The following is a 26,677-nucleotide window of genomic DNA, read 5'->3' as shown; positions in this document are numbered from 1 at the left end:
GAAAACTCGCACTCACTTCGAATCATGAAAGATGACACCCAGCGTGTGGCGACGGCCCGATCGAATCCGGCTGACGCCGTGGCGCATGTTAACGCGGTACGTCCCCCGCGTCCCCTGCACCGGCCGGTAGTGCACCGCAAAGACAACGCCGTCTCCTTGCGCGAGCGGCATGACCTCGGCGCGCGACTGCATGCGCGGGCGCTGCTCGGTCAGCACGAATTCGCCGCCGGTGAAATCGCGCCCGGGTTCAGACAGCAGGATCGCGACCTGTAAAGGAAAAACGTGCTCGCCATAGAGGTCCTGGTGCAGGCAATTGTAGTCGCCGGCTTCGTATTGCAGCAGCAGCGGCGTCGGCCGGGTCTGCCCCGCGTCGTGGCAGCGCTTGAGGAAAGCCTCATGGCGATCGGGATAGCGGATGTTGATCCCCATCGCTTCGTTCCAGCGATCGGCCACGTCCTTCAGTCGCGCGTAGATCAAAGGCCGCAGCCCTGCGATCAGTTCGGGAAGCGGATAGGAAAAGTACTTGTATTCGCCGCGGCCAAAGCCGTGGCGGCTCATGACGATGCGGCTGCGGAAGTGTGCATCGTCCGGATAGAGGGAGGCGATCGCGCGACATTCGTCGGGCGTCAGCAGCCTTTTCAGAAGGGCACAGCCGTGGGCGTCGAGTTCTTCGGTGATTTGCGGCCATTTCAGCGCGTCCACCCGCGCGCCAACGTTTGAGGACGGAACCGGTTGGGTTGGTTTTCTGACAGTTGCTCTCATGACTCAGAGATAATGCAAACGAAGCGCATTCGGCCACCCGATTTCCGACCGGATCTCGGTGGTCATTGAGTATTCCAGTCTCGATTTCCGATCGCATCAACTAGGATGATTCACCAAGATCGATTCAGGCTCCAACGGGCATGCAGAATGTTTTCGTCGTAATCGGCAAATCCGTGCTGGCCCTGCTCTCTGTCGCCGGCACTGCACTGCTCGTGTTCACCGGCTGGTTCGTCTGGCATTCTGAATATGATCTTGGACTTCCCGATGAGAGCAAATTAGCGGCACTTTCTTCCACGGAGCGCGTATGCTCGGCAGGTGGTCAGCGCTTGTACACTCCACTCGCCGAAATCCCGCCGCTGGTCCGCAAAGCAGTCCTCGCTTACGAGGACCCCGATTTCTACGAACGACCTCACGTGAACCCGCTGGCAGCCGTCGTGCTTGCCGCACATGCCAATCGCAGGCCATGGTCTTACATTTCAGTGTCGGTTACGTACTGCTTGATGCGGCTGAGTTCCGAATGCTGCAGAGGGCTCGACCGGCACCTCGGCAATCTGATCCTTATGGGCCGCATCGAGAGAGTCTTATCCCGAGACCGTATTCTCGAGATCTACCTTAACGAGAGGTATTTCGGTCGTGACGCATATGGCGTCAGTGCCGCGGCCGAGGCTTATTTCGGCAGGCCGCTTGGCGAGCTTGGGATCGAGGAGACGGCGTTCATCGTCTCGCTTCCCAGACACCCCTATCGACATCATGATGCAGGCCCACGAGACGTCGTTCTTGACCGCATGCTGAAGGCGGGTCTCATCAACGAGGCCCAGGCGCTATCGGCAAAGAGTCAGCCTCTGTACATCAAGCCGCTGAGCAGGCCGGGCAATTCCGATAGCTTGTGAACCGCGCGAGCCTTCAGCCCAGCACCGGCAGCGTGATTACGTCGTAGGCGTGGCGAATGCTGCGCCTCAGCACGGGATCCTCCAGCTCGAACTCGAAGCGTTCGGCGGGGCGGATGCCGCCCTTGGCCGCGAAGGTGCCGCCGAACATGGCGCAGCCGTCCGGCAGGCGCTTGCTCGCAAAGCCGCGCTCTATCAGTTCTGGAACCGGCAGCATGGCATCGAGGGTGCCTTCCTGGTAGAGCACGCGCGCGCCGCCGATCACCGCATGGGAGCGCAGGATCAGCTGGTCCCAGTGACCGGCGACCTCGTCGAATTCCCACAAGGTCGGCGCGACCACCTTGTCGCACATCTGCTTGGAAACCGTGACATTGTAGGCCTCGACCTTGCGATCGGTGTGATCGGAACCCACGCCGACGAAGATCCGGCCCTGCCAGCCAATCAGGACGAACTCGACCTCACCGCTGGAATCCCCGCCGCTGACCTCGATGCTGTCGGCCGTGGTCAGGCGCCTTGCCGCGACGCGATAATAGATCGGCGTCGAGGCCGGCCGAGCAATGCCGACGGCCTCAAGTTCCGCAATATGCTTGTCGCGCGCAATCGGATCGCGGCCGGTCCAGCCGGCGATGACGGCCTGGTCGATCGGAAGCGTCAGCGGCGTTGTCGTGCCTCGGACATCGACGGTGAAGGCCAGATCAAACACGGATCACGGCCTCCAAGCCGGCGGCAAGCTCGAAAATGCGACGATCCGATCCGCCCACTCCCGCCAGCATGAGGCCGACCGGCACCTCGCCCTCGCGATGCGCCGGCAGCGAGATCGCGCAGCCGTCAATCATGTTGATCAACGTGCAGTTGCGCAGCGAGCGCAGGTTCGCGGTGGTGAAGGCCTTGTCGTCGGCAAGATCGGCAATACGCGGCGGCGTGTTCGCCGTGGTGGGAAGAACCAGCGCGTCATAGGGCGCGAGCCGCGCATAGGTCCGCGCGATCAGCGAGCGTCGGGTGTTTATGAGATCGACATAGTCGGCCGCGCTTTGCGCCTCGCCGCGCATGATGCGCACCGCGACGCGGGGATCATAGACATCGCCCTTGCTGACGATGAGGTAGCGGTGCCAGGCATAGCTCTCGGCGGCGGCAAAACCGCCCTTGGCATTCATCGGCCCGATGTCGAGGAACTCCGGCACCTCGATGCGCTCGATGACGGCGCCGTGGCTGGAAAGGTTCTTGAGCGCGCGCTCGAAAGTCTCGGCAACGGCGGGATCGAGATCGTCGAGCGCGATGGTCGTCGGAACGGCGAGGCGCATGCCCGGAATCGGGCGGGGGTGCAGCGGCTGGATAGGCTCGCGTGCGAGCACGGAATCCAGCAGCGCGCAGCAGGCAACGCTGCGCGCCAGCGGGCCGATGCTGTCGAGAGTAAAGGACAGCGGTATGGACCCATCGAGCGGCACGCGGCGCTGCGTCGGCTTGAAGCCGACGATGCCGTTGTACGCCGCCGGGATCCGGCACGATCCGCCCGTGTCGGTGCCGATCGCGCCGTGCGCCATGCCGTCCAGCACCGAGACCGCCGCGCCTGAAGAGGACCCGCCGGGCACGTGCCCTTGGCTGCGATTCCAAACGCCCTTCGGCGTGCCGTAGTGCGGGTTGATGCCGATCCCGGAATAGGCGAACTCGGTCATGTTGGTGCGGCCGATCAGGACAAAGCCTGCCCCGCGCAGCCGCGATACTGCCGCGGCATCGCTCTCTGCCGGGGGCGAATCGTCGAGCGCGCGGGAGCCTGCGCGCGTCACCTGCCCCTTGATGTCGAAGAGGTCCTTGATCGAGATCGGAATACCGGCGTAGCGCGACGGCGCGGCATCGACCTTGCGCAAGCGGTCCATCGCGTCTGCTGCCGTGAGCGCTGCATCCTTGTCGACATGAACAAAGGCGCGGGCGCCCTCGCCGGCCGGATCGGCGATCTTCTCAAGGCACTTCTCGACCAGTTTGCGGGCCGTGGTACGGCCGCTGTCGAGATCATCGGCCAGCGTGGCAAGGCTCGGCGTATTGGGCATCTTCGTTCGTCCGGTTTGGGGCAGGCAATCTATCGCGCAAGGCTGAACGGGATACAAGCGCTGCAGGCTCAATTGTGCGCGTCATGGAATACTTACCATGCGCGCGCCTTGCTGGACCGTTGACGGGCGATAGTCAATTGTCGCATCAAGACCGCAACGATCGGGCTTGGCGGCCCGAACTCCCGGAGGAAATGGCAAGATGGCCGAACCGCAGCGTGCGCGACCTAAACCGACACCCGAAACCCAGCATTTCTGGGACGGCACCAAGGCGGGCGAACTCCGCCTGCAGCGCTGCGACGCCTGCGCCCACGTCTATTTCCCGCCCCGCCCGTTCTGTCCCTCGTGCGCCTCGCGCAAGGTCAGCATCTTCAAGGCGAGCGGCAAGGGCATGCTCTACAGCTACGTGATCAACCACCGGCCTCCAGCCCCCGGTTTCACGCCGCCCTACGCCATCGCGGTGGTCGAGCTGGACGAGGGGCCGCGCATGATGAGCAACATCATCGATTGCCCGCAGACGCCGGAGGCGCTCGAGCTCGACATGAAGCTGGAGGTCGCGTTCGAAAATCTCGACGACAAGATCACCCTTCCCGTGTTCCGTCCGGCGAAGGGATAAGCGAGATGCGCAGGAACCAGGTTGCCGTCGTCGGCGCGGCCGAAACCACCGAGCTCGGCGTCATCCCCAACATGTCGCAGATCCAGCTGCATGCGGACGCGGCGCTCAATGCCATCGCCGATGCCGGGCTGAAACTCTCCGACATCGACGGCTTCGCCACCGCGGTCGAGACGCCGCAGCAGGTCTGCCACTATCTCGGCATCAAGCCGACCTGGGTCGACGGCACCTCGGTCGGCGGCTGCTCGTTCATGCTGCACGTCCGCCACGCCGCGGCGGCAATCGAGGCCGGCCTGTGCAAGACCGTGCTGATCACCCATGCCGAAAGCGGCAAGTCGATGATCGGCAAGCAGCCGCGCTATACGCCGCCGGACAGCCTGAACGGCCAGTTCGAGTCGCCGTTCGGCGTGTTCGGGCCGCCCAGCATGTTCCCGATCCCCGTGCTGCGCTTCATGAAGACCTACGGCATCACCCACGAGCAGCTTGCCATGGTCGCCGTGGTGCAGCGCGAATGGGCGGCGAAGAACCCGCGCGCCTCGATGAAGGACCCGATCACCGTTTCCGACGTGCTCAACTCGCGGATGATCGCCTATCCGTTCCGCCTCCTGCAATGCTGCCTCGTCACCGACGGCGGCGGCGCCCTGATCCTGACCTCGGCCGACCGCGCCAGGGATTTTCCGCGCAAGCCGGTCTACATTCTGGGCACCGGCGAAAGCGTCGAGACGCCGATGGTCAGCCAGATGGAGACCTTCAACTCCTCGCGCGCCTTCAAGGTGGCGGGTCCCCTCGCCTTCAAGGAGGCCGGCATTACGCACAAGGACGTCGACCATCTGATGATCTACGACGCCTTTGCCCATCTGCCGCTGTTCGGCCTCGGCGACCTCGGCTTCATGCCCTATGAGGAGACCGGCAAGTTCATCGCCGACGGCAACACCCGGCCCGGCGGCAAGCTGCCGCTCAACACCAATGGCGGCGGACTCTCCTACATGCATTCGGGCATGTACGGCATGTATGCCTTGCAGGAGAGCGTGCGGCAGATGCGGGGCATCGCGCCGGCGCAGGTGCCCAACGCGAAGATCTCGGTGTGCCACGGCGTCGGCGGCATGTTCGCCGCCAGCGGCACGATCATCTTCACGAACGAGAGATAGCAGCCGTCATTCCGGGGCGGAGCGGAGCGATGAGCCCGGAATCCATACTCCCGATCGTGGTTATGGATTCTCTGATGTGCAATTGCACATCATAGCCTGCGCCTTCGGCGCATCTACGATGCGCAATTGCGCATCGGAGAATGACAGCAGAAATTGGGATCGATAGCGGAGAAACAAAATGGCAAGATCACTCGAAGGCAAATCAATCGTCGTGACCGGCGCAGGGCGCGGCATCGGCCGCGAAATCGCGCTGCTGTGCGCCGCCGAAGGCGCCAAGGTCGTGGTCAACGATCCCGGCGTCGCCGCCGACGGCTCGGGTTCGAACGCGGCACCCGCCGAGGAGGTCGTCGAAGAGATCAAGAAGCGCGGCGGCACGGCAGTCGCCAATTTCGAAAGCGTGGCGGACGCGATCCCGGCCAGCAAGATCGTCAAGGCCGCGGTCGATCATTTCGGCAAGCTCGACGGTGTCGTGAACAACGCGGGCATCCTGCGCGACATGATCTTCCACCGCATGAGCGTGGAAGCCTTCGAGGCCGTGATCAAGGTCCATCTCATGGGCTCGTTCTACGTCAGCCACGCCGCCGCGCGCCTGTTCCGCGAACAGGAAAGCGGCTCTTTCGTGCACTTCACCTCGACGTCGGGCCTCGTCGGCAATTTCGGTCAGGCCAACTATGCGGCGGCCAAGCTCGGCATCGTCGGCCTGTCGAAATCGATCGCGCTCGACATGAACCGCTTCAACGTGCGCTCGAACTGCGTCTCTCCCTTTGCCTGGAGCCGCCTGATCGGCACCATCCCGACCGAGACCGAGGAGGAGAAGGCGCGTGTTGCGAGAATCCAGCAGATGGGCCCGGAGAAGATTGCGCCGATCGTAGCCTATCTGCTCAGCGATGCGTCCAAGGACGTCACCGGTCAGATCTTCGCGGTGCGCATGAACGAAATCTTCCTGATGGGCCAGTCACGCCCGTTGCGCTCGGTGCATCGCGGCGAGGGTTGGACGCCGCAAACCATCGCCGAGCACGCCATGCCGGCGCTGAAGGGCTCGTTCTACAAGCTCGACCGCTCGGCCGACGTGTTCTGCTGGGATGCGATCTAGCATGGCCTGGTAAGAAGCTGTCGTCCCGGATTCGCCGGGACGGCAGAACTATCTCAGGTTGCTCGCCCGCTTTATGCCGGAATGCGGGCCGATGGTTTGCTCCCAACTATAAGTGGGAGGAAACCATGACAAAATCCCTGACCTATCCCGGCGACAATAATGAATCGGAACCGACCGGTGTCGATCGCCGCGGCCTGTTGAAGGGCGCGGCGGCGTTCGCTGCAACCGCTGCGACCATGACCGCGGCCTCCGCCGCGACCGTAACGCCCTTCGGCCAAACGGCCGCTCCAACCCGGTCAACCGACCGGCTGCCATTGGGACCGCTCCCGGGGAGCCGCTATCCGGATTCGCATTTGGAATCGATGAAAAAGCCTGGCGTTTCGTTCGGGCCTACCGGCTTTCCGGCCTTCGCCGGCACGATGGCGGTAGAGCGCGTCGCAACGGGTTTCCGCTGGGCCGAGGGCCCGGTATATTTCGCGGCTGGACGCTACGTGCTGTTCAGCGACATTCCCAACAACCGCATCATGCGCTTCACGGAGGATGACGGTCACCTCAGCGTGTACCGCCAGCCGTCGATGAACTCGAACGGCAACACCATCGATCGGGAAGGACGCCTGATCACTTGCGAACACAGCGGTCGACGGGTCACCCGGACCGAACTCGACGGCTCGATCACGATCATCGCCGACAAGTACAACGGCAAGAGGCTCAACTCGCCGAACGATGCGGTTGTCACTTCCGACGGCGCGATCTGGTTCACCGATCCGGTCTACGGCATCGGCGGCTATTACGAAGGCATCAAAGCCGAGCCTGAGCAGGAAAAGCGCAACGTCTACCGGGTCGATCCCAAGTCCGGCGACGTCAAGGTTGTCGTCGATGACTTCGTCGAGCCCAATGGCCTTGGCCTCTCGCCCGACGAGAGGAAGCTCTACGTCTGCGACACCGGATTCACGGACGGGCCGGACAATCCGTCGCATATTCGCGTGTTCGACCTGGATGTTGCGGCCGGAAAGGCGTCGAACAGCAAGGTCTTTGCGGACATGCCCAAGCCCGGCATTACCGACGGGGTGCGCTGCGACACCGCCGGGCGTGTCTGGTGCTCCGTCGGTTGGGGCGATCCGAACGAGGACGGTGTGCGCTGCTACACGCCGGAGGGCGATCTGCTCGGCAAGATCCACATCCCGGAAACTGTCGCGAACCTGTGCTTCGGCGGTCAGCAACGAAACAGGCTTTATATCTGCGGCTCGACATCGCTCTACGCCGTCTACACGAGTGTGCAGGGCGCGATGAAGCCGTGACAAAAGCGAATAGCGAGTAGGGAGTGGCGATCGTTGGCAGCTGACATCCTACTCGCTACTCACCTCCTCACCCCGTATTCCTCAGTCCCGCCGAGATACCGTTGATGGTGAGCTGGACGCCGCGCAGGACCTGCTCGTCCCCATTCTGCGCGCGGTGTTCCTTCAGAAGCTCGACCTGCACATGGTTGAGCGGATCGAGATAGGGAAAGCGGTTGCGCACCGAACGCTCCAGCAAGGGATTACCCTGCAGCAGCCGATTCTGCCCCATGATGTCCAACAGCGACTCGATGGATGAATGCCATTCGCGGCGGATGCGGGCGAAGATCTTCTCGCGCAGTGCCGCATCCGGCACGAGTTCCGCATAGCGCGAGGCGATCGCGATCGAGCTTTTCGCCAGCACCATGTCCATGTTGGACAGCAGGGTGCGGAAGAACGGCCATTCGCGATAAAGCTCCTTCAGGAACGGCATGCCCTTGTCGGGATGCTGCGCGATCCACGCCTCGACCGCGCTGCCGAAGCCGTACCAGCCGGGCAGCATCAGGCGGCATTGCGCCCAGGAGAACACCCAGGGGATGGCGCGCAGGTCTTCGATCGCGCGGGTCTTCTTGCGCGATGCCGGACGGCTGCCGATGTTCAGCGTCGCGATCTCGTTGATCACGGTGGAGCACCAGTAATAGTCGACGAAGCCGTCGGTCTCATATACCAGGCCGCGATAGGCCTTGAACGCCAGCGCCGAAAGTTCTTCCATCGCGGTGAGGTATTCTCGGCTCGGTGCGCCCTGACGCGGATGCAACAGGCTCGCCTCCAGCGTCGCCGCCGCCAGCACTTCGAGATTGGCGCGGCCGACTTCGGCATTGGAATATTTGCTGGAGATGATCTCGCCCTGCTCGGTGATCCGGATCTGGCCGTTCACGGCCCCGCCCGGCTGGGCGATGATGGCGTCATAACTTGGGCCGCCGCCGCGGCCGACCGAGCCGCCACGGCCGTGAAACAGGCGCAGGCGCACGCCGTGGCGCTCGAACACTTCGACCAGATTGATCTCGGCCTTGTACAGCTCCCAGCCCGAAGTGACGAACCCGCCGTCCTTGTTGCTGTCGGAATACCCGAGCATCACCTCCTGCACGCCACCGCGGCTGTCGACCAGGCGCCGGTAATCGTGCAGCGACAGCATCCGGTCCATGATGGCAGAAGACGCCTGCAGGTCCTCGATCGTCTCGAACAGCGGCACGATGTTGATGGCGCTGCGGCCGGAGGGATGAACCAGGCCGACCTCCTTCAACAGGACCGCCACCTCGAGCATGTCGGACATGCCTTTGCACATGGAGATGATGCATTGGGCGATCACATCACCGCCGAATTGGGCGTGGGCCTCGGCGGCGGCCCGGAACACGGCCAGTTCGCTTAGCGTTTCGTCGCTGTATTTCACGAATTGCGATGCGAGCTGACGCGTGTTGCCCAACTCGCTGGATAGCAAGGCGACGCGCGCCTCTTCGCCAAGCGACAGATAGGACATGCCGGGCATCGCGGCATCGATCAGCTCGGCAAGGGTGCGCTCGTGCACGGCCGAATTCTGGCGGATATCGAGCCGCGCCAGGTGAAAGCCGAAGCAATCGGCGGCGCGGCGCAGCAGCCGCAGCCGACCGCGGGCGATCACCCGCGCATTGTTCGCGATCAGCGAGCGATGCAGCACGTCAAGATCGGCCTGGAATTCACTGACTCGGGCGTACGGAGCGGCCTCGCCGACCGGCCGTCGCGTGATCTCGACTTGGAGCTTCTCGGCGGTGGCTGCAAGACGCGCATAGATGCCCGATACCGCGAGCCGGTAGGGCTCGTCACGGCGGTGCGGCGAGATATCGGGCGAGCGCTCGGCGAGCGCTCGCAGATCGTCGGAAAAGTCGGCGAGGTGCCCCGCGATCGACAGCTCCGAGCCGAGCACATGCAGTTCCTCAAGGTAGAACTGCATCACCCGACTGGACTGCAGCCGCAGCGTGCCACGCATCACCTCGGCGGTGACGAAGGGATTGCCGTCGCGATCGGCGCCGATCCAGCTTCCCATGCGCAGGAAGGACGCGAGTTCGCCTGCCGCCTCATCGACCTCGTTTAGCCCGTCCTCCAGCGCGTTAATGAGCCGCGGCACCTCGCGGAGAAAGGTGTAGTCGTAGAAGGCGAGTCCGTTGGTAACCTCGTCGAGCACGGTGAGCTTGGTCCGGCGCAACAGATTGGTCTGCCACAGCGTCAAGACCTCCCGCCGCAACTGCTCGTCGCTCGCAACGGCCTCTTGCGGCGTCAGTGCGACGCGCTCGCGCCGGTCGAGCAGCGCGGCGATCTCCATCTCGCGATCCATCGTGCTCTTGCGCCGAACTTCGGTCGGATGCGCGGTTAATACCGGGCTGACCAGCGCATCCTTGAAGAAGGAGCGCAGATCAGCCGCGGTGAAACCCGCGGCCCGGGCGTGGCCCAGCGTCTCGGCGAGCGTACCGGCACCTCTCCCGTTCGCTGCGCTGCGCGCGCGCATCTGTCGGATGTTGTTGTGGTCCTCGGCGATGTTGGCAAGATGCGAGAAATAGCTGAAGGCGCGCACGATGCGCACGGTGTCGGAGGTCGACATGCTGTCGAGGATGGCTTCGAGCTCGCCCCTCGCGAGCCGATCCTCGTCGCGATGGAACCGGATCGAGGTCTGGCGGATGCGCTCGACCAGATCGAAAACACCCTCGCCCTCCTGATCGCGCACGGTATCCCCCAGGATGCGCCCGAGCAGCCGGATATCATTCCGCAGCCTGGTGTCTTCCTCGATCGCCAGCGCTTCCTCGGCGCGATCGGCATCTGAAGGCATGGTTTCGGCGGACATGGGTTCCTGCTAGCAAGAGTGCCCGACTTTATCGAGTGTGCAATAGTTTTGCACCTGCGCAAGATGAAGAAAGAAGCGTCCGGTCCACCCGGATGCCTCTTGTGAAGCAGGTGTCGCTGTCCTGAAGCTGAGGACCTCTAGCGGCCTTCGAACTTTGGCTCGCGTTTCTCCATGAAGGCCTTCATGCCTTCGGCCATGTCCCTGGTCTTGAACAGCGGCAACAGCTGCAGATAGACGTGGTGCACGTGATCGGGAAACGTCTCGTTCAACCCCATACGCATCATCCGCTTGGAGGCCTGCACCGCGAGCGGGGCATTGGCGGCGATCTCGCCTGCCAACGCCCGGGCGCGGTCCGTCAACTCGCTGTCCGCGACGACCTCATTGGCAAGTCCCCAGTCGAGGCATTCCCGGGCGCTCAAGGTGCGGCCGGTGAAGATCAGTTCCGAAGCCTTGGCCCAGCCGATCATCCTGGGCAGCAGCCATGTACCGCCCGATTCGGGCACCACGCCGCGCTTGACGAACGCCGCGGCAAACTTGGCCGACTCCGCCATGAGGCGGATATCGCAGCCCAGCGCCGTGTCCATGCCGTAGCCGGCCGCCCCGCCGTTCACGGCGCAGATCGTCGGCTTGTCCATCGACTGCAGAACCGTCGGCGGCGTATTGCGCAGGTTGAGCGTCGTCGGCGAGGACGCCAAGCTGAGCCCGTTACCATCTCGCTCCTGGCGCAGGTCGAGACCGGCGCAGAACGCCCGTCCCTTTCCGGTCAGGATGACACAACGGACCGCCGGATCCTCGTTGGCCTGGATCAATAGCCGCGCAAGCTCGCTGAGCATCGGACCGGAGATCGTGTTCATCCGCTCCGGGGCATTGAGCGTGATGGTCGCGATGTGGTCGGAGACCTCGCAGAGAACCTCACTCGCTTCGACTTCCCCGGCCCCTGCCGCATCACTCATGGCAACCTCCTCCGCTTCTCAATTGGTGCTGGCCGAATTTCCCTTCAGCCGGAGAGATCAGATCAGCCGGCCCGCCTGCTCCCAATACGGGTCACGCAGACGGCGCTTGAAGATCTTGCCGGAATCCTCGCGCGGCAGTTTGCTCCGGATCTCGATGTGCTTGGGAACCTTGTAGTCGGCGAGCGAGGTCTTCAGCCGCGCCCTGATATCGTCGACCTGGAGCGTGATCCCTGGCTGCGGCTCCACCACGGCCATCAGCGCCTCGCCGAACTCGGCATCGGGAATGCCGAACACCGCGCAATCCTGCACGCCCGGCAGGGCATGGAGCACCGCCTCGATCTCGGCGGGATAGATGTTGACGCCGCCCGAGATCACCATGTCGCGCTTGCGGTCGCAGAGGAACACATACCCGTCCTCGTCGATATAGCCGACGTCGCCCGACGTAATGAAGCCGTCCCGGTCGATCTCGGCGCGCTTATCCGGCCTGTTGTGGTAGGTGAAGTCGGGATTGGCCGCGATGCGCGAATAGATTTCGCCGACATGCCCCGGTCCCAGTGCGCGTCCGTTCTCGTCGATAAAGCGAAGCTCCGCGCCCGGCGAGATCTTCCCCACCGTGCCCGGCTTCCTCAAGGCGTCCTCGGACGTTGCAAAGGTGACAGCGCCGGATTCCGTCGAACCGTAGAATTCGTAAATCACCGGCCCCCACCATTCGATCATGGCGCGCTTCACGTCAGCCGGACACGGCGCTGCGGCGTGGATCACGTGGCGCAGCGAAGACACGTCGTATTTCCGGCGCACGGCCTCGGGAAGCTTCATCAGGCGAATGAACATGGTCGGCACCATGAAGATGGTGTCGATCCTGTGCGCTTCGATCAGGCCCAGGAACTCCTCCGCATCGAAGCGCGGCATCAGCACCAGCGCGCCGCCGAGGCGGCCGGAGCGGATGCCGAATGAATTGGGCGCGGAATGATAGAGCGGCCCCGGCAACAGCGCGCGGGCGCCGGGCTTGAGGCCATAGATCATCGCGCGCATGCGCTCGGCTGCGGCGCCCTGTTCCGCCGTCGGTGCATCCCGCCGCACGCCCTTGGGATGGCCCGTCGTGCCCGAGGTGTAGATCATGTTCTGCGGCTGGGGCACGGCCGGGCCGTCGTAAGGCTGGTACTGACGCAGCCAGGCTTCGAAATCGATGGCGTAATCCGGCGTCACGAGGTGCTCCGGATCGATTTTGTAGCTTGAGAGGATCTCGGACGGGGTTGGCACACTGAGCACGGTTACTCCGGCCGGGATCGCCCCACGCAGCCCATGCAGCAGATCGGCATGCGCGATCAGCACGGATGTTCCGGAATCCTTCAGAATGTAGTCGATCTCATCCGGCTTGAAGTGCCAGTTGATCGGCACTCCGTAGGCGCCGAGCCGCATGGCCGCATAGGCCGCCTCAAGAAAGGCGATGTCGTTACGCATGAGCATGCAGACGCTGTCGCCCTGCTTCACGCCGAGTTGCTTCAGTCCCATCGCGATGCGATCGGCACGGTCGGCGACTTCGGCGTGGCTGCGACGCCGCTCGCCACTGATGATGCCAAGGAAGAGTTCTGGCGTTTCACTCATTTTTTGCTTGGTTCTGGTTTGTGGTCATCACCGGAGTTGTTGCATTCCGTCCTCATCCCGAGGAGCCGCGCAAGCGGCGCCTCGAGGGAAGGCAACGGGCCTCACGGTTCGAGGCGGCGCTGCGCGCCTCCTCACCATGAGGGGACGGTGGTCGCTTCACGCGTCGGCAAAGTGCGGCGGGCGCTTCTCGAGATTGGCGCGCACGGCTTCGGTCTGGTTGGCGCTGCCGATCAGCTTCTGCTGCTCGACGGATTCGGCAAGCAGCGCGGGTCCCGGATCGAACGACAGATTGTTCAGCATGCGCTTGATCGCTCGGATAGCGTCGGGACTCTTGCCGGCGATTTCGCGGGCGGTCTCCAGGGCCGCCGCACGCGGGTCGTCGCAGATCCGCGTAGCTAGGCCGTAACTCATCGCCTCCTGGGCCGAGAAGATCCGGCCCGTATAGGCCAGCTCGCGCAGGATGTCGTCGCGTACCAGCGTCGCGAGGATCGGCGTGCCGGCCATATCCGGCACCAGACCCCATTTGATTTCCATGATCGACATCCGAGCGTCGGGCGCCAGGAAGCGCATGTCGGCGCCGAGCGCGAGCTGAAAGCCGCCACCGAATGCGACCCCATGCACGGCGGCGATGACCGGGACCGGCAACTGGCGCCAGCCCCACACCGCCTGCTGGGCGAAGTTGGCCTTGCCATGGGTGCGAACGCTCAGGTCGCGATTTTCACCGCCCGGAATTCCGTTGCCGCCCTTGTCCTTCATGGCGGCGAAACGGCCCATGTCGAGGCCGGCGCAAAACGCCTTGCCCTCGCCGGATAGAGCTACCGCCCGCAGCCCTTTTTCCTTGGCGAGCCGTTCGGAAGCGGCCACCAGCGCCTCGAACATGGCGAAATCCAGTGCGTTCATCTTGTCCGCCCGCACCAGGCGGACGTCGGCGACGCCCTCCGAGATCGTGATCGAGACGCGCTCTTCCATGGACGAATTCTCCCTGCACTTTTGTTCGGGTTGCCGCTTTACAGAAAGCCGGCGGCCAGATTTAGTCAATCGAGCAATTAACAGACAATCCCTGCAGGCGGAAACCTATGTTCCAAGAAAATCTTCTGCTCGGACGGCGCATCCTGGTGACCGGCGGCGGAACCGGGCTCGGAAAGTCCATGGCGGCGCGCTTTCTCCAGCTCGGCGCCGAGGTGCACATCTGCGGGCGCCGGAAGATCGTTTGCGACGAGACCGCGACCGAGCTGATGGACCTCTATGGCGGCCGCGTCACCAGCCACGGCGTCGACATCCGCAACGTCCTTGCGGTCGAGGAGATGATCGAGAACATCTTTCGCGAAGCTCCCCTCACCGACCTCATCAACAACGCCGCCGGCAATTTCATCTCGCGTACGGAAGAGCTGTCTCCGCGCGGCTTCGACGCGGTCGCCAACATCGTCATGCATGGTACGTTCTACGTGACGCATGCGGTGGGCAAGCGCTGGATCGAGGCCAAACAGCGCGGTAACGTCGTATCGATCACCACGACCTGGGTGCGCAACGGCTCGCCCTATGTAGTGCCGTCGGCCATGAGCAAGTCGGCCATCCACGCCATGACCATGTCGCTCGCAGTCGAATGGGGCAAATACGGCATCCGCCTCAACACCATCGCGCCCGGCGAAATCCCGACCGAGGGCATGAGCAAGCGCATCAAGCCGGGCGATGAAGCCGGCGCCCGGACCAAGGCGGTCAATCCCATGGGCCGCGTCGGCACGATGGAGGAGCTGCAGAACGTCGCAGTGTTCCTGATCTCGGGCGGCTGCGACTGGATCAATGGCGAGACCATTGCCATGGACGGCGCGCAGGCGCTCGCCATGGGCGGCAACTTCTATCAGCTCCGGGAGTGGAGCGACGCCGATTGGCAGACGGCTCGGGAATCGATCAAGGCGCAGAACGAGAAGGACCGCGCCCAGCGCGGGTGATCTCGTCCCTGCGGATCCTGCGCAGCACGAGCGACGTGCTGCGCTACTGACTTGCAGGCTGGGCCCCGGGCTCTGCGGCGCACTGCTCCGCAAACCGCGTCCGGACACGAACGCGCTGCTCTCCCACCGTATTGTCTTTGTGGTTGGATGACCCCACTATCGCATCAACAACAAACAAGACTTTACGAGGAGGAACATGTCGGATTTGGCAATCCCGTCCACGCTTGCCGAAATGGTGCGGTTACGCGCGGAAAATCGCGGCGAGGCGACGGCGTTTGAGTTCGAGGGCCGCGCAACCAGCTTCGCCGATTTTGATCGCAAGACCAACCAGGTTGCCAACGCGCTGAAGGCTCTCGGCATCAAGCCCCGCGAGCGCATCTGCTATCTCGGCAAGAACAGCGACTTCTATTTCGAGCTGCTGCTCGGCGCCATGAAGGCGAATGTGGTCATGGCACCGGTCAACTGGCGCCTGGCCGGTCCCGAGGTCGCCTTTATCGTGGAGGACTGCAAGGCACCGGCTCTGTTTGTCGGGCCTGAATTCGTGACGCTGGTCCGCAACATTCGCCCGCAACTGCCGAGCGTTCGTACCATCATCACCACCGAGGGCGGCGCGCCGGAGTGGCCCGACTATACGGCCTGGCGCGATGCCCAGGGCGCACAGGATCCGCGGGTCGAAGTCACGCCGAAGGACATCGCCATCCAGCTCTACACTTCGGGCACCACCGGAACGCCCAAGGGCGCGATGCTGTCGCACGCCAATTTCCTCAATCTGGTGCAGACCGGCAGCGAGGCGGAAAAGCCGGAGTGGAACAAGTGGACCAGCGACGAGGTCTCGCTGGTGGCCATGCCGATCTTTCATATCGGGGGATCAGGCTGGGGCGTCATGGGGCTGTATCACGGTGCCAAGGGTGTCATCGCCCGCGAATTCGATCCCACCAAGGTGCTGGACTTCTTCGATCAGTCCGGCATCACCAAACTCTTCATGGTGCCCGCGGCGATGCAGTTCGTGGTGCGGCAGCCGCGTGCAAAGCAAATCGATTTCTCGCGGCTGAAGTACATGCTGTATGGCGCCTCCCCGATTCCGGCGGCGCTGCTCAAGGAATGCATCGAAGTGTTCAAGTGCGGCTTCGTGCAGATGTACGGCATGACCGAGACCACTGGCACGATCGTGGCGCTGCCGCCGGAAGATCATGTCGAAGGGCTGGAGCGGATGCGCTCGGCCGGCAAGGCGCTGCCCGGCGTCGAGATTGCGATTCTCGATCCCGAGGGCAACCGCTTGCCGCCGCGGCAGGTCGGCGAGATCGCGACGCGTTCCGGCTCCAACATGGCCGGCTACTGGAACCTGCCCGACGCCACCGCAAAGACGCTCGGCCAGGACGGCTGGCTGCGCACGGGAGACGCCGGTTACATGGACGAGGACGGCTATCTCTACATTCACGACCGCATCAAGGACATGGTCATTTCTGGCGGCGAGAACGTCTATCCGGCCGAGGTCGAAAGCGCGATCTGCGATCATCCGGACGTCGCCGAAGCCGCCGTGATCGGTGTTCCCGACGACAAATGGGGCGAGGCGGTCAAGGCGATCGTGGTGATGAAGCCAGGCAAGACGGCAACGGCGTCAGACATCATCAACTTCACACGCAAGCGCATCGCCGGTTACAAGACGCCAAAGACGGTGGAATTCATTCCTGCCCTGCCGCGCAATCCCTCCGGCAAGATTTTGCGGCGGCAATTGCGCGAGCCGTATTGGGCGGGCAAGGACAGGCAGGTGAATTGAGCGCCATCTCTCGAAGCGACCCAGCAGATCCGGGTTGCTTCGCTCGCAATAACGCCGAGCTAGCGTTTCCCCGGCCCCATATAGCCGAACAGGAAGCCCGCAACCTTCCTCATCTGGATCTCTTCGCTGCCCTCGGTGATTCGGTAGCGGCGATGATGGCGATAGATGTGCTCGAACGCCTTGTGACGCGAGTAACCCATGCCGCCATGCACCTGCATGGCGCGGTCGGCGGCCTCGCAGCACAACCGGTTCCCCCAGTAATTGCACATGGAGACCTTGTCGGAGAGCGTGCGCTCGATCTGCTCCTCGGTGAGCTGGTCCATCTCCCAGGCGGTCTTGCGGATCAATAGCCGCAGCATTTCGGCTTGGGTCGCGAGCTCCACCAGCGGAAACTGGATCGCCTGGTTCTCCGCCAGCGCCCGGCCGAACGGCTTGCGCTCGCGCGCATACCTGACGCTTTCGTTGATGCAGTAGACCGCCGCCCCCAATGAGCTTGCCGCCTGGCGAATGCGGTTCTGGTGCACGAAGCACTGGGCAAGCGACAGCCCCCTCCCCACCTCGCCAAACAACGCATCTTCCGTCACGAACACGTCGGTGAAGCTGACCCGCGGGTGGTCGGTCGGCATGTTGAAGGTCCACATATATTCTTCGACCTTTACACCGGCGCTCTTCGCCGGCACCAGGAAGCAGGTGATGCCGCGCGCATCGCCGTCATTGCCCGAGGTTCGCGCGAACAATGCGCAATGGGTGGCGACATGCATGCCGGTCGTCCACATCTTCTCGCCGTTGATGATCCAGCCCTTGACGTTGTCGCGGTTCGCGGGGACCGCCCTGGTTTCCATATGGGTCGCGTCCGAGCCGTGATGCGGCTCGGTCAGGCCGAAGGTGATCCGGTACTTTCCTGTTATCGAGCCGTCGATCATCGCCTTCTGGTCGTCGCGGCCGTAGCGGTCGAGCATGGTGACGATCGGGAAATTGCCGACGATCGAGTGCTCGTTCTGCAGGTCGTTGTGAAGGCCCAGGCCTTTCGAGGCAAAATGCTCGCGGATGACGGCCATCCAGAGGTTGGAACCATCCTTTCCGCCATAGCGCTTGGGCACGGCGAAGCGCAGATGTCCGGCGGCATCAGCAAAATCCTTCGCCTTGCGCAAGAGCGCTTCCCACTCATGCCGCGGCAACCCGCCATTTTCGAAATCGGTCCTCGCCCATTCGCGGCGATGGTCGAAGAAGCGGATGTTGTCATCGGCCTCCTCCAGCGGCTTGATCTTTTCTGCGATGAAACGGTCAAGCTCGCCGAGATAGGCGACAAGATCGGGCGGCAGCGAGAAATCCAAGGCAGTCTCTCCCGGAAAGTTGTCGTTTTGCGTTAAGGCGCTACGCGCATTTGCTCGGGTCGATTTAGGTGAGAAGTCGAGGGGCAAGTCAAGCAACCGGACAGGGCCTGGACGCGCAGGCGCCTTGCGTAATTCAGGTGGTACCCGACGGCGAGAGCGCGCTACTATTGCCGGCATATTCTTCGCCACAGAAAACACAGCGGGAGCAAACATGGAGCTGAACTTTTCGAAAGTGGAGCGCAAGGGGCCGATCACCATCGTGACGATGTCGCGCCCCGAGGTTTACAACGCGCTGCATATCGACGCCCATTTCGAGCTCAATAAGATCTTTGACGATTTCTCTCGGGACCCCGAGCAATGGGTCGCGATCGTCACCGGCGCCGGCGACAAGGCGTTCTGCGCCGGCAACGACCTGAAATGGCAGGCCGCCGGCGGCAAGCGCGGCTGGGACATAGGCGGTTTTGCCGGCCTGACCTCGCGCTACGACTGCGACAAGCCGCTGATCGCCGCCGTGAACGGCGTCGCCATGGGCGGCGGCTTCGAGATTGCGCTTGCCTGCGACCTCATCATCGCCTCAGAAAACGCGACCTTCGCCCTGCCCGAGCCGCGTGTCGGACTTGCTGCGCTGGCCGGCGGCCTGCACCGGCTGCCGCGGCAGATCGGGCTCAAGCGCGCCATGGGAATGATCCTGACCGCGCGGCACGTCAGCGCCAAGGAGGGCCTCGAACTCGGGTTCGTGAATGAAGTCGCACCTCAGGGCGAAGCGGTCGCGGTGGCGCTACGCTGGGCGGAAACCATCTGCAAGAACTCCCCGATGTCGATCCGTGCCTCCAAGCAGGCCATCCACAAGGGCCTTGCCGTTTCGCTGGAACAGGCGATCGAGGAGCAGCGGGACTACCCGGCCGTCAAGGCCATGCTCGCCTCGCAGGACTTCATCGAGGGCCCCAAGGCGTTCGCCGAGAAGCGCCCGCCGAAATGGCTGGGGCGATAAACATCGTCATTCCGGGGTATCGCGCGGGCGACCAACCCGGAATCCGTCGCGATGCTCGGTTAGCGACGTTGGGATGAATGGATTTCCGGGCTCGCGACTTCGTCGCGCCCCGGAATGACGAGTCGGGAAACGGCTACGCGCCCTTGTCTCGCGCCAGCTCCCGCTTGTACGACGCATAGTTCGGCTGATCGACGGCAAGCTTGTCCATCGTCGTCTGCCACAGATGGGCGGCAAGTCCCGGCGTCTGAAGATCGAGCTTTCCGGCGGCAATGCCTTCGGCAAGCGCGCGGTTGAGTTCCATCAGCGAGCCTTCGTTCCCGAGCAGGCGCGTCAGCCGCGCGAGTTCGGCGGCATCGCTCCCCTCTTCCAAGGTCAATTGCCGCGTGACGACGTCAAGCACGTTGATCGCGACCCGCAGCTTGAAGGCGTGATGCCCGGTGATTTGAGGCGCGATGTCGTTGCGCAGGAAATCGGCAACGGCCTTGGTCAGCTCGACGGGTGTGGGCTCGTCCTGCATGGTCATGTCCCTCGCGGCGCTAGCAGCCTGAGCAGATCGATCTCGGTTTCCGAGGCACGGCGGCCGATCATGGCGCGCTCCAGGGAATGGTCGGGCGAAGCACGGAAACGCTGCATCATGCCGCAGCACATCAGTCCCCAACGCAGCGTGCCCATCACTTCCCAGAACTGCACGCGGGCGGGATCGACGCGGCGGCCGGCAGCCTCGTAGCCGGCGAACAGTTCCTCGCGCGAGCCGAAGCCGCCCACCGGCTTGTCGATTTCGCCGAAGCGCCAGGAATTGACGCAGACCCAGCCCAGATCCTCCATGGGATCGCCGACATGAGCTAGTTCCCAGTCAAGTACCGCGCGAACGCCGTCGGGACCGATGATGAGATTGCCGTTGCGGAAGTCACCGTGCACCAGCGTCACTTCCGCCGATGGACCGGGATCGCGTTCCCGCAGCCAGCGCAACGCCAGCTCGAACACAGGCTTCGGCCAGCCGAGGCTGCGATAGTCGCGTTCGAACTCCTTGAGCTCCCTGGTCGCGGTCATGCGGCGAAGCGCCGGCAGGTTCTGCAGCGGCAGCCCATGAATGCCGGCCAGAACCCCGCCGATCTGCCGCGCCAGGATCGGCCGCGCATTGGCGAACTCATCGTCGCGCAGGATCTTGCGCGCGATGGTCTCGCCCTCGACCCGCTGCATGATGAAGCCGGTTCCAAGCCCCTCATCCGGCGTCAGCACGTGCAGCACGCGCGGCGACGGCACGCCGGCCTCATAGGCCAGCTGCATCAGCCTCGCTTCGGCGTCGAGGCCGGCCGCGCGCTCCGGCGCCGCGCTATAGCTCGCCGGTGCCCGCCGCAGAATCGCGCCCATATTGCCGCTGGGATGGACGATGTCGAAGCGCCAGGTCTCCTGACTGGCGCCGCCGGACAGCTTGGCGGCACCCGTGACCCCGGTGGCTCCGGGGCACCACGCGACGACGCTGCGCGAAAGCTCGCTCTCGATCATTTGCCCGCAAACTTTGCCGGACGCTTCTCAAGGAATGCCGTCACGCCCTCCTTGAAATCGCTCGTCGCCCCGGCAAGGCGCTGGCATTCAAATTCGAGATTGAGTTGGTCCTCGAAGGAGTTCTCCGGGCTATCCCAGTACAATTTGCGGATCAGCGACAGCGAAACCGTCGGCCCGTTGGCGAGTTCATGCGCCAGCTTCATCGTCTCTTCGATCAGCGCCGCATCGTCATAGACCCGGTTGACGAGGCCCCATTCCAGTGCCTTTTCCGCCGGCAGACGCTCCCCGAGCAGCGACAATTCAACCGAGCGCGCCTTGCCGATCAGCCGAGGCAGCAGCCAGGTCGAGCCGCAGTCCGGCACAAGGCCGATGCGACGGAAAGCCTGCAGAAAATAGGCCGAGCGCGCGCACAGGATGATGTCGCCCATTAGCGCAAAGCTCATGCCGGCCCCCGCCGCCGGCCCGTTCACCGCGGTCACCAGCGGGCAGTGCAGGTTGCGCAGCCGGCGCAGGAACGGATGGAACGCGGTCTCGAGCGCTGAACCGGCGTTGCTCTTGCCCGGCTTCTGGTTGTTGCGGCCCTGAAGGTTCGCACCGGTACAGAACGCTCGCCCTGCCCCGGTCAAGACGACACACCGCACCTCGGCCTTTTTCTCCTCGATCCCGTCAAGCGCTTCGGACAGGCCGCCCAGCATGTCCATCGAGACCGCGTTCATGACCTCCTGATGGTCGAGCCTCAGAATTGCGACCGAGCCTTCGATATCGAGCGTGGCGTGCTTGAACTGCATTGTTTCCTCGTCGGTTGTGATCCGCGGTCCAAATCCCGCGAAGTGGAATTGATTAAGAGGCATATTTGATTTTTGCCGCAGCCTTGTCCATGGTTGAAACGATCCATCGACCTGTCTTGCGCACACCGGCTGATGCGCGTCATACCGAATACGGGAAACGCTCCATGAACATCTTCGACCTCACCGGCCGCGTCGCCGTCGTTACCGGCGGCAACGGCGGTATCGGGCTCGGTATCGCCCAGGCCCTCGCAGCGCAAGGCTGCAATGTCTCGATCTGGGGCCGCAACGCGGAAAAGAACAAGAGCGCCGCGGCCTCCATGGCGGGCAGCCCCGGCAAGGTCGATACCCGCGTCTGCGACGTCACCGATCCGGCTTCGGTCAACACGGCCATGAAGGCGACGCTCGACACCTTCGGTCGTGTCGACGGCTGCTTCGCCAACGCCGGCATCGGCGGCGGCGGCCGGCGCGCCTTCATCGACCGCACCGAGGAAGAATGGCGAACGATGTTTGCCACCAACCTCGACGGCGTCTTTCACGCGTTCCAGGCCGCCGCGCGTCACATGACAGACCGTGCCAATGCAGGCGATCCCTTCGGCCGGCTGGTGGCGACATCGAGCATCGCCTCGATCTTCGGCACCGCCCGCAACGAGCATTACGCCGCGAGTAAAGCCGCAATCAACGCGATGGTGCGCGCGCTCGGCGTGGAACTGGCGCGTTTTGGCATCACGGCCAATGCCATCCTGCCCGGCTGGATCAAGAGCGAAATGACGGCCGGTATCATGGCAAACGAGAAATTCGTCGCGAACGTCATGCCGCGCATTCCGATGCGGCGGTTCGGCGAGGCTTCCGACTTCGGCGGCATTGCCGTTTATCTGATGAGCAAGGCCTCGTCCTATCACACCACCGATTGCTTCGTGATCGATGGCGCCTACGCGGCGTATTAATTTCATCGTTGAGAAAAGGGGGAACAGAGCAATGTTTTCGCACGTGATGATCGGCACCAATGACCTGGAAAAGGCCAAGGCGTTCTATGACGCGCTGCTCGGTACGCTTGATGTGCGGCCGGCCAAGGTGGACGGTCATCGTATTTTCTACTTCACCAAGACCGGCGTGTTCTCGGTGACCAAGCCGATCGATGGCAAGCTGGCGACCCCGGCCAACGGCGGCACCATCGGCTTTGCCTGCAACTCGCCCGAGCAGGTCGAGGCGTGGCATGCGGCCGGCGTCGCAAACGGCGGAAAGCCGTGCGAGGATCCGCCGGGTGTTCGGCAGGGTTCCGCGGGCAAGCTCTATCTCGCCTATTTGCGGGATCTCGACGGCAACAAGATCTGCGCGATGCACCGGATGGGCTGAGCCCATCCGCGTTCTTTGTCGCTCTGGAATTCCGTGGCACGGCAAACGCATGCGCCGCGATGGCCTAAATGTGCGCTCGCGGTCCGAATTTGCCGAGCATAAAGTCGGTCGCGACGCGCTTTGCGAATGGGAGGAAGAACAATGATGCACGCCTACGTGCCCCGCACGACATCCTATACTCTCAGTCCCGGCGATGAGCTGAATGACCTGCGCATGTCCGAGCAGGTCCGTCCCCTCTACGACCATGTCAAGAAGTTCATCCGCGACACAGTCGACCCGATGTCGGTCGACTTCATGCGCCTCGGCAAGAACAGGCAGGATCGCTGGAGCTTCACGCCGGGCCAGCTCGAGGTGCTGGAGACGGCCAAGACCAAGGCCAAGCAGGAAGGCCTGTGGAACTTCTTCCTGCCCGACGCCGAGACCGGCGAAGGCCTGAAGAATCTCGATTACGCCTACATCGCCGCAGAGCTCGGCAAGAGCCCGCTGGCCTCGGAGACCATGAACTGCTCGGCGCCCGACACCGGCAACATGGAGGTCTTGGAGCGCGTCGGCACGTCCGAGCAGAAGGAGAAGTGGCTGAAGCCGCTGCTCAACGGCGAAATCCGATCGGCTTACGCCATGACTGAACCCAACGTCGCCTCATCCGATGCCAAAAACATCTCGACCACGGCAAAGCTCGTCGGCAACGAATGGGTAATCAATGGCGAGAAGTACTACATCTCCGGCCTCGGCGACCCCCGCTGCAAAATCATGATCGTGATGGTCAAGACCAATCCGGACGCGGCGCCGAGCAAGCAGCAGTCGCAGATCCTGGTGCCGAAGGACACGCCCGGCGTGGAGATCATCGGTCCCATGCACGTCTTCGGCCAGGATCACGCGCCGCGCGGTCATATGCATTTGCGCTTCAACAACGTTCGCGTGCCGAAGGAGAACATGCTGCTCGGCGAGGGCCGCGGCTTCGAGATCTCGCAGTTGCGCCTCGGTCCCGGCCGTATCCACCACTGCATGCGCACCATCGGCAAGGCGGAAAAAGCGCTCGATCTGATGGTGACGCGCGGACTGACGCGCGAGGCCTTCGGCAAGAAGATCGCCCAACTCGGCGGCAACCTGCAGATTATCGCGCAGGCGCGCTGCGAGATCGAGGCCATGCGGCTGATGGTCCTGAAGGCGGCCAAAGCCATGGACGTGCTCGGCAACAAGGAGGCGCGCGTCTGGGTCAGCATGGTCAAGGCCATGGTACCAGAGCGCGCCTGTCGGATCATCGACCAGGCGATCCAGATGCACGGAGCGACCGGCATCTCGCAATGGACTCCGCTCGCCGAGATGTACCAGGACGTCCGGCACCTGCGCTTTGCCGACGGTCCGGACGAAGTGCACTGGATGGTGGTCGGCCGTCACGAACTGAGTATGCCGTAAGCTTCTCCTTCTCTCCTCTTGCGAAGAGAAGGTCGGGATGAGGGGGCTCTCGACAGGGGCGTTCTAAAAGAGTCCCCCTCACCGGGATCGCTTCGCTTTCCGGCCTCTCCCCGCAAACGGGGCGAGGTGGACCGGAAAGCGTGAGGGGGAAAGGGCTCAACAACAGGAGCGGAAGAATGCCGGATACATTTCGCGACAACGAAGAGCGCAACCGGTTCGAGCTTGAGGTGGACGGCACCATCGCGTTCGTCACCTACCGGAAGTCGCCGGAAGCGATCACGCTGGTCCACACCGAAGTGCCGCCGGAACTAGGCGGACGCGGCATCGGCTCCAGGCTCGGGCGCGCGACGCTTGACGCGGTAAGGACGCAAGCACGCGCGCTCACGGTCGAGTGCGACTTCATCCGAGGCTTTATCAAGAAGAATCCCGAATACAAGGATCTGCTGGCGCAGGGCGAGGACGCGCTTGCGGAGGCCGCAGCCACCTACAAGGCGAGCTGCTTCTGCGGCGCAGTCGAAGTCGAGGTAACGGGCAAGCCGGTGTTCGCGGGCTATTGCCACTGCCGCGACTGCCAGGAATGGTCGGCCGCTCCCATCAACGCCTTCAGCCTCTGGAAATCGGACGACGTGCGCATCACCAGGGGAGCGGCGGACGTTGGCACGTTCCACAGGACCGATAATTCCTACCGCAAGTTCTGCAAGATCTGCGGCGGGCATGTCATGGCCGATCATCCGCGGATGCGGCTGACCGACGTCTACGCCAACCTGCTCAAAGGTTACACCCACCAGCCGACGCTGCATGCCAACTACGGGAGCAAGATGGTCACCATCCGCGACGGGCTGCCCAAATACAGGGATCTCCCCGCAGAGCTCGGCGGCTCCGGGGAGATGCTGCCGGACTGACTGCTGATTGAACAGCGCTAGGATGCGGGCGCTCCGATCTTTTCCTGCGTCCTGGTCTCGAAATCGCCAGCGTCGTGGCGCTCGTGCAGCTGGCTTGCGGGGTCACCCCAGGTGCGGTTGACCATGCGCCCACGCTGCACGGCCGGCCGTTTGGCGATGGCATCGGTCCAACGCTGCACGTTCTTGTATTCCTGCACCGACAGGAATTCCCCGGCGCCATAGAGCAGGCCCTTTGCCAGCGCTCCGTACCACGGCCACACCGCGATATCGGCGATCGAGTAATCGCCGCCTGCCAGGTACTCGCTCTCGGCAAGCCGCCGGTCGAGCACATCGAGCTGGCGCTTTGCTTCCATCGCGAAGCGATCGATCGCATACTCGATCTTGGTCGGCGCATAGGCATAGAAGTGGCCGAACCCGCCACCGAGATAGGGCGCACTGCCCATCTGCCAGAACAGCCATGACAGGCATTCGGCACGCGTCTTGACATCCCCGGGCAGGAACGCTCCGAATTTTTCGGCGAGATAGAGCAGGATCGAGCCGGACTCGAACACCCGGATCGGCTCGGGCCCGGAGCGGTCCATCAATGCCGGAATCTTGGAGTTAGGGTTGACGGCAACGAAGCCGCTGCCGAACTGCTCGCCGTCGTTTATGTTGATCAGCCAGGCGTCGTATTCCGCACCCTTTTGGCCGAGCGCCAACAGCTCTTCCAGCATCACCGTGACCTTCACCCCGTTCGGTGTGGCGAGCGAATAGAGCTGCAGCGGATGGCGGCCGACCGGCAGTTCCTTTTCGTGCGTCGACCCGGCAATCGGGCGGTTGATACTGGCAAACCGCCCGCCGCTTGGCTTATTCCAGGTCCAGAGATTGGGCGGGGTATAGCCAGACGGATCGGATTGTGGCGCGTCGGTCATTCGTTCCTCCAAGGGGAAGGGCGTGCGGATGGTCGCTAGCCCCGGATGGTAGATTGGCGAGGGTGCAAGTGCGAGGGGCATTCCACGCATATTTTGCGTAGCGGAATGCACCCTCGCCGCCCCGGCTGTGCGGCGCCTGCGCGCAAGATTCGCGAAGGGAAACCCGTTGGCATCGCTGCCGACCATCGGCTAGCGTCGGGCGCCGTATCCAAAGCAATAAAGCAGCACCAGGCTGCCGCCGGGAGAGAAACATGAGATCGCCGATCTGCGACATGCTTGGAATAGAGTTTCCCCTGTTCGCCTTCAGCCATTGCCGCGACGTGGTGGCGGCCGTCAGCCGCGCGGGAGGCTTTGGCGTCCTGGGTGCCACGGTGCACACGCCCGAAACGATCGAGCGCGAGCTGAAGTGGATCGACGACCACGTCGACGGCAAGCCCTATGGCGTCGACGTGCTGATTCCCGAGAACATCTCCACGGCAGGCGAAAAGGACGTGACCTGGA

General features: G+C 63.4%; 25 protein-coding genes. 13 read left to right on the top strand and 12 right to left on the bottom strand.

The window, feature by feature from the left end:
• Positions 1-12 precede the first annotated feature (12 nt).
• Entirely contained in the window at positions 13-762 is a 750-nt protein-coding gene (locus HY852_RS09060) for a 2OG-Fe(II) oxygenase (RefSeq protein ID WP_291604145.1), read from the bottom strand.
• Between the two features lie 140 nt (positions 763-902).
• Here HY852_RS09060 and HY852_RS09055 point away from each other — a divergent pair, with 140 nt between their 5' ends.
• The gene (locus HY852_RS09055; protein ID WP_291604143.1) at positions 903-1,652 is read left to right on the top strand and encodes a transglycosylase domain-containing protein; all 750 of its coding nucleotides are present in this window, start codon (positions 903-905) and stop codon (positions 1,650-1,652) included.
• A 13-nt stretch (positions 1,653-1,665) separates the two neighbouring features.
• Here the strand turns inward: HY852_RS09055 and HY852_RS09050 are convergent, their stop codons facing one another.
• Both HY852_RS09050 and HY852_RS09045 read right to left on the bottom strand, forming a co-directional pair.
• Positions 1,666-2,352 carry a DUF2848 domain-containing protein gene (locus tag HY852_RS09050; protein WP_291604141.1) on the bottom strand — a complete coding sequence of 229 codons (687 nt, stop codon included), beginning with the start codon at positions 2,350-2,352 and terminating at the stop codon, positions 1,666-1,668.
• On the bottom strand, positions 2,345-3,694 hold the full coding sequence (locus tag HY852_RS09045) for an amidase (protein ID WP_291604138.1): 1,350 nt from the start codon (positions 3,692-3,694) through the stop codon (positions 2,345-2,347). Before HY852_RS09045 ends, HY852_RS09050 begins: the two co-directional genes overlap by 8 nt.
• A 199-nt stretch (positions 3,695-3,893) precedes the next feature.
• On the opposite strand from HY852_RS09045, the gene HY852_RS09040 reads away from it, so the two are divergent.
• The 4 genes from HY852_RS09040 to HY852_RS09025 all read left to right on the top strand — a co-directional run bounded on the left by HY852_RS09040 (position 3,894) and on the right by HY852_RS09025 (position 7,843).
• Positions 3,894-4,307, top strand: coding sequence for a Zn-ribbon domain-containing OB-fold protein (locus tag HY852_RS09040; RefSeq protein WP_291604136.1), 414 nt, complete (start codon positions 3,894-3,896; stop codon positions 4,305-4,307).
• Positions 4,308-4,312: 5 nt separating this feature from the next.
• Positions 4,313-5,452, top strand: a complete 1,140-nt coding sequence (locus tag HY852_RS09035; protein WP_291604135.1) for a thiolase — start codon at positions 4,313-4,315, stop codon at positions 5,450-5,452.
• Positions 5,453-5,630: 178 nt separating this feature from the next.
• Positions 5,631-6,545, top strand: a complete 915-nt coding sequence (locus tag HY852_RS09030) for an SDR family oxidoreductase (RefSeq protein WP_291604134.1) — start codon at positions 5,631-5,633, stop codon at positions 6,543-6,545.
• Between the two features lie 125 nt (positions 6,546-6,670).
• The gene (locus tag HY852_RS09025; protein WP_291604132.1) at positions 6,671-7,843 is read left to right on the top strand and encodes an SMP-30/gluconolactonase/LRE family protein; all 1,173 of its coding nucleotides are present in this window, start codon (positions 6,671-6,673) and stop codon (positions 7,841-7,843) included.
• 67 nt (positions 7,844-7,910) lie between these two features.
• Here the strand turns inward: HY852_RS09025 and ppc are convergent, their stop codons facing one another.
• From ppc to HY852_RS09005, 4 genes are all read right to left on the bottom strand, one after another.
• Positions 7,911-10,691, bottom strand: coding sequence for a phosphoenolpyruvate carboxylase (gene ppc, locus HY852_RS09020; protein WP_291604131.1), 2,781 nt, complete (start codon positions 10,689-10,691; stop codon positions 7,911-7,913).
• 137 nt (positions 10,692-10,828) lie between these two features.
• Positions 10,829-11,644, bottom strand: coding sequence for an enoyl-CoA hydratase-related protein (locus HY852_RS09015; protein WP_291604121.1), 816 nt, complete (start codon positions 11,642-11,644; stop codon positions 10,829-10,831).
• Positions 11,645-11,701: 57 nt separating this feature from the next.
• On the bottom strand, positions 11,702-13,249 hold the full coding sequence (locus tag HY852_RS09010; protein ID WP_291604119.1) for an acyl-CoA synthetase: 1,548 nt from the start codon (positions 13,247-13,249) through the stop codon (positions 11,702-11,704).
• A gap of 156 nt (positions 13,250-13,405) precedes the next feature.
• On the bottom strand, positions 13,406-14,218 hold the full coding sequence (locus HY852_RS09005) for a crotonase/enoyl-CoA hydratase family protein (protein ID WP_291604118.1): 813 nt from the start codon (positions 14,216-14,218) through the stop codon (positions 13,406-13,408).
• 107 nt (positions 14,219-14,325) lie between these two features.
• On the opposite strand from HY852_RS09005, the gene HY852_RS09000 reads away from it, so the two are divergent.
• A complete protein-coding gene (locus HY852_RS09000) occupies positions 14,326-15,198 on the top strand; it encodes an SDR family oxidoreductase (protein ID WP_291604117.1) in 873 nt (290 codons plus the stop codon).
• Positions 15,199-15,394: 196 nt separating this feature from the next.
• The gene (locus tag HY852_RS08995) at positions 15,395-16,975 is read left to right on the top strand and encodes a fatty acid--CoA ligase (protein ID WP_291604115.1); all 1,581 of its coding nucleotides are present in this window, start codon (positions 15,395-15,397) and stop codon (positions 16,973-16,975) included.
• Positions 16,976-17,034: 59 nt separating this feature from the next.
• Here the strand turns inward: HY852_RS08995 and HY852_RS08990 are convergent, their stop codons facing one another.
• Entirely contained in the window at positions 17,035-18,309 is a 1,275-nt protein-coding gene (locus HY852_RS08990; protein ID WP_291604113.1) for an acyl-CoA dehydrogenase family protein, read from the bottom strand.
• 211 nt (positions 18,310-18,520) lie between these two features.
• Between HY852_RS08990 and HY852_RS08985 the strand changes: the two genes are divergently transcribed.
• Positions 18,521-19,300, top strand: a complete 780-nt coding sequence (locus HY852_RS08985; RefSeq protein WP_291604111.1) for an enoyl-CoA hydratase-related protein — start codon at positions 18,521-18,523, stop codon at positions 19,298-19,300.
• 133 nt (positions 19,301-19,433) lie between these two features.
• On the opposite strand, the gene HY852_RS08980 is transcribed toward HY852_RS08985, so the two are convergent.
• Genes HY852_RS08980 through HY852_RS08970 form a run of 3 tightly spaced genes read right to left on the bottom strand, consistent with a single transcriptional unit; the run spans position 19,434 to position 21,594 of the window.
• Positions 19,434-19,817: a DUF6285 domain-containing protein gene (locus tag HY852_RS08980; protein ID WP_291604109.1), complete on the bottom strand. Its 384-nt coding sequence runs from the start codon at positions 19,815-19,817 to the stop codon at positions 19,434-19,436.
• Positions 19,818-19,819: 2 nt separating this feature from the next.
• Entirely contained in the window at positions 19,820-20,806 is a 987-nt protein-coding gene (locus HY852_RS08975) for a phosphotransferase family protein (RefSeq protein WP_291604108.1), read from the bottom strand.
• Positions 20,803-21,594, bottom strand: coding sequence for an enoyl-CoA hydratase/isomerase (locus HY852_RS08970; RefSeq protein ID WP_291604106.1), 792 nt, complete (start codon positions 21,592-21,594; stop codon positions 20,803-20,805). Before HY852_RS08970 ends, HY852_RS08975 begins: the two co-directional genes overlap by 4 nt.
• Before the next feature lie 164 nt (positions 21,595-21,758).
• Here HY852_RS08970 and HY852_RS08965 point away from each other — a divergent pair, with 164 nt between their 5' ends.
• From HY852_RS08965 to HY852_RS27900, 4 genes are all read left to right on the top strand, one after another.
• Positions 21,759-22,538: an SDR family NAD(P)-dependent oxidoreductase gene (locus HY852_RS08965; RefSeq protein ID WP_291604103.1), complete on the top strand. Its 780-nt coding sequence runs from the start codon at positions 21,759-21,761 to the stop codon at positions 22,536-22,538.
• Between the two features lie 31 nt (positions 22,539-22,569).
• A complete protein-coding gene (locus tag HY852_RS08960) occupies positions 22,570-22,947 on the top strand; it encodes a VOC family protein (protein ID WP_291604101.1) in 378 nt (125 codons plus the stop codon).
• A 141-nt stretch (positions 22,948-23,088) separates the two neighbouring features.
• Positions 23,089-24,363 carry an acyl-CoA dehydrogenase family protein gene (locus tag HY852_RS08955; protein ID WP_291604099.1) on the top strand — a complete coding sequence of 425 codons (1,275 nt, stop codon included), beginning with the start codon at positions 23,089-23,091 and terminating at the stop codon, positions 24,361-24,363.
• 176 nt (positions 24,364-24,539) lie between these two features.
• Entirely contained in the window at positions 24,540-25,265 is a 726-nt protein-coding gene (locus HY852_RS27900; RefSeq protein ID WP_367116354.1) for an N-acetyltransferase, read from the top strand.
• 17 nt (positions 25,266-25,282) lie between these two features.
• Here the strand turns inward: HY852_RS27900 and yghU are convergent, their stop codons facing one another.
• Entirely contained in the window at positions 25,283-26,176 is an 894-nt protein-coding gene (yghU, locus tag HY852_RS08940; protein WP_291604097.1) for a glutathione-dependent disulfide-bond oxidoreductase, read from the bottom strand.
• A gap of 251 nt (positions 26,177-26,427) precedes the next feature.
• Between yghU and HY852_RS08935 the strand changes: the two genes are divergently transcribed.
• On the top strand, positions 26,428-26,677 hold a 250-nt coding region (locus HY852_RS08935), incomplete at its 3' end, for a nitronate monooxygenase (RefSeq protein WP_291604095.1).

The organism is Bradyrhizobium sp. (genome assembly GCF_016213215.1).
Lineage (GTDB): Bacteria > Pseudomonadota > Alphaproteobacteria > Rhizobiales > Xanthobacteraceae > Bradyrhizobium.
The sequence above is the reverse complement of the archived record's forward strand: the minus strand, read 5'-3'. Positions and strand labels throughout refer to the sequence as shown.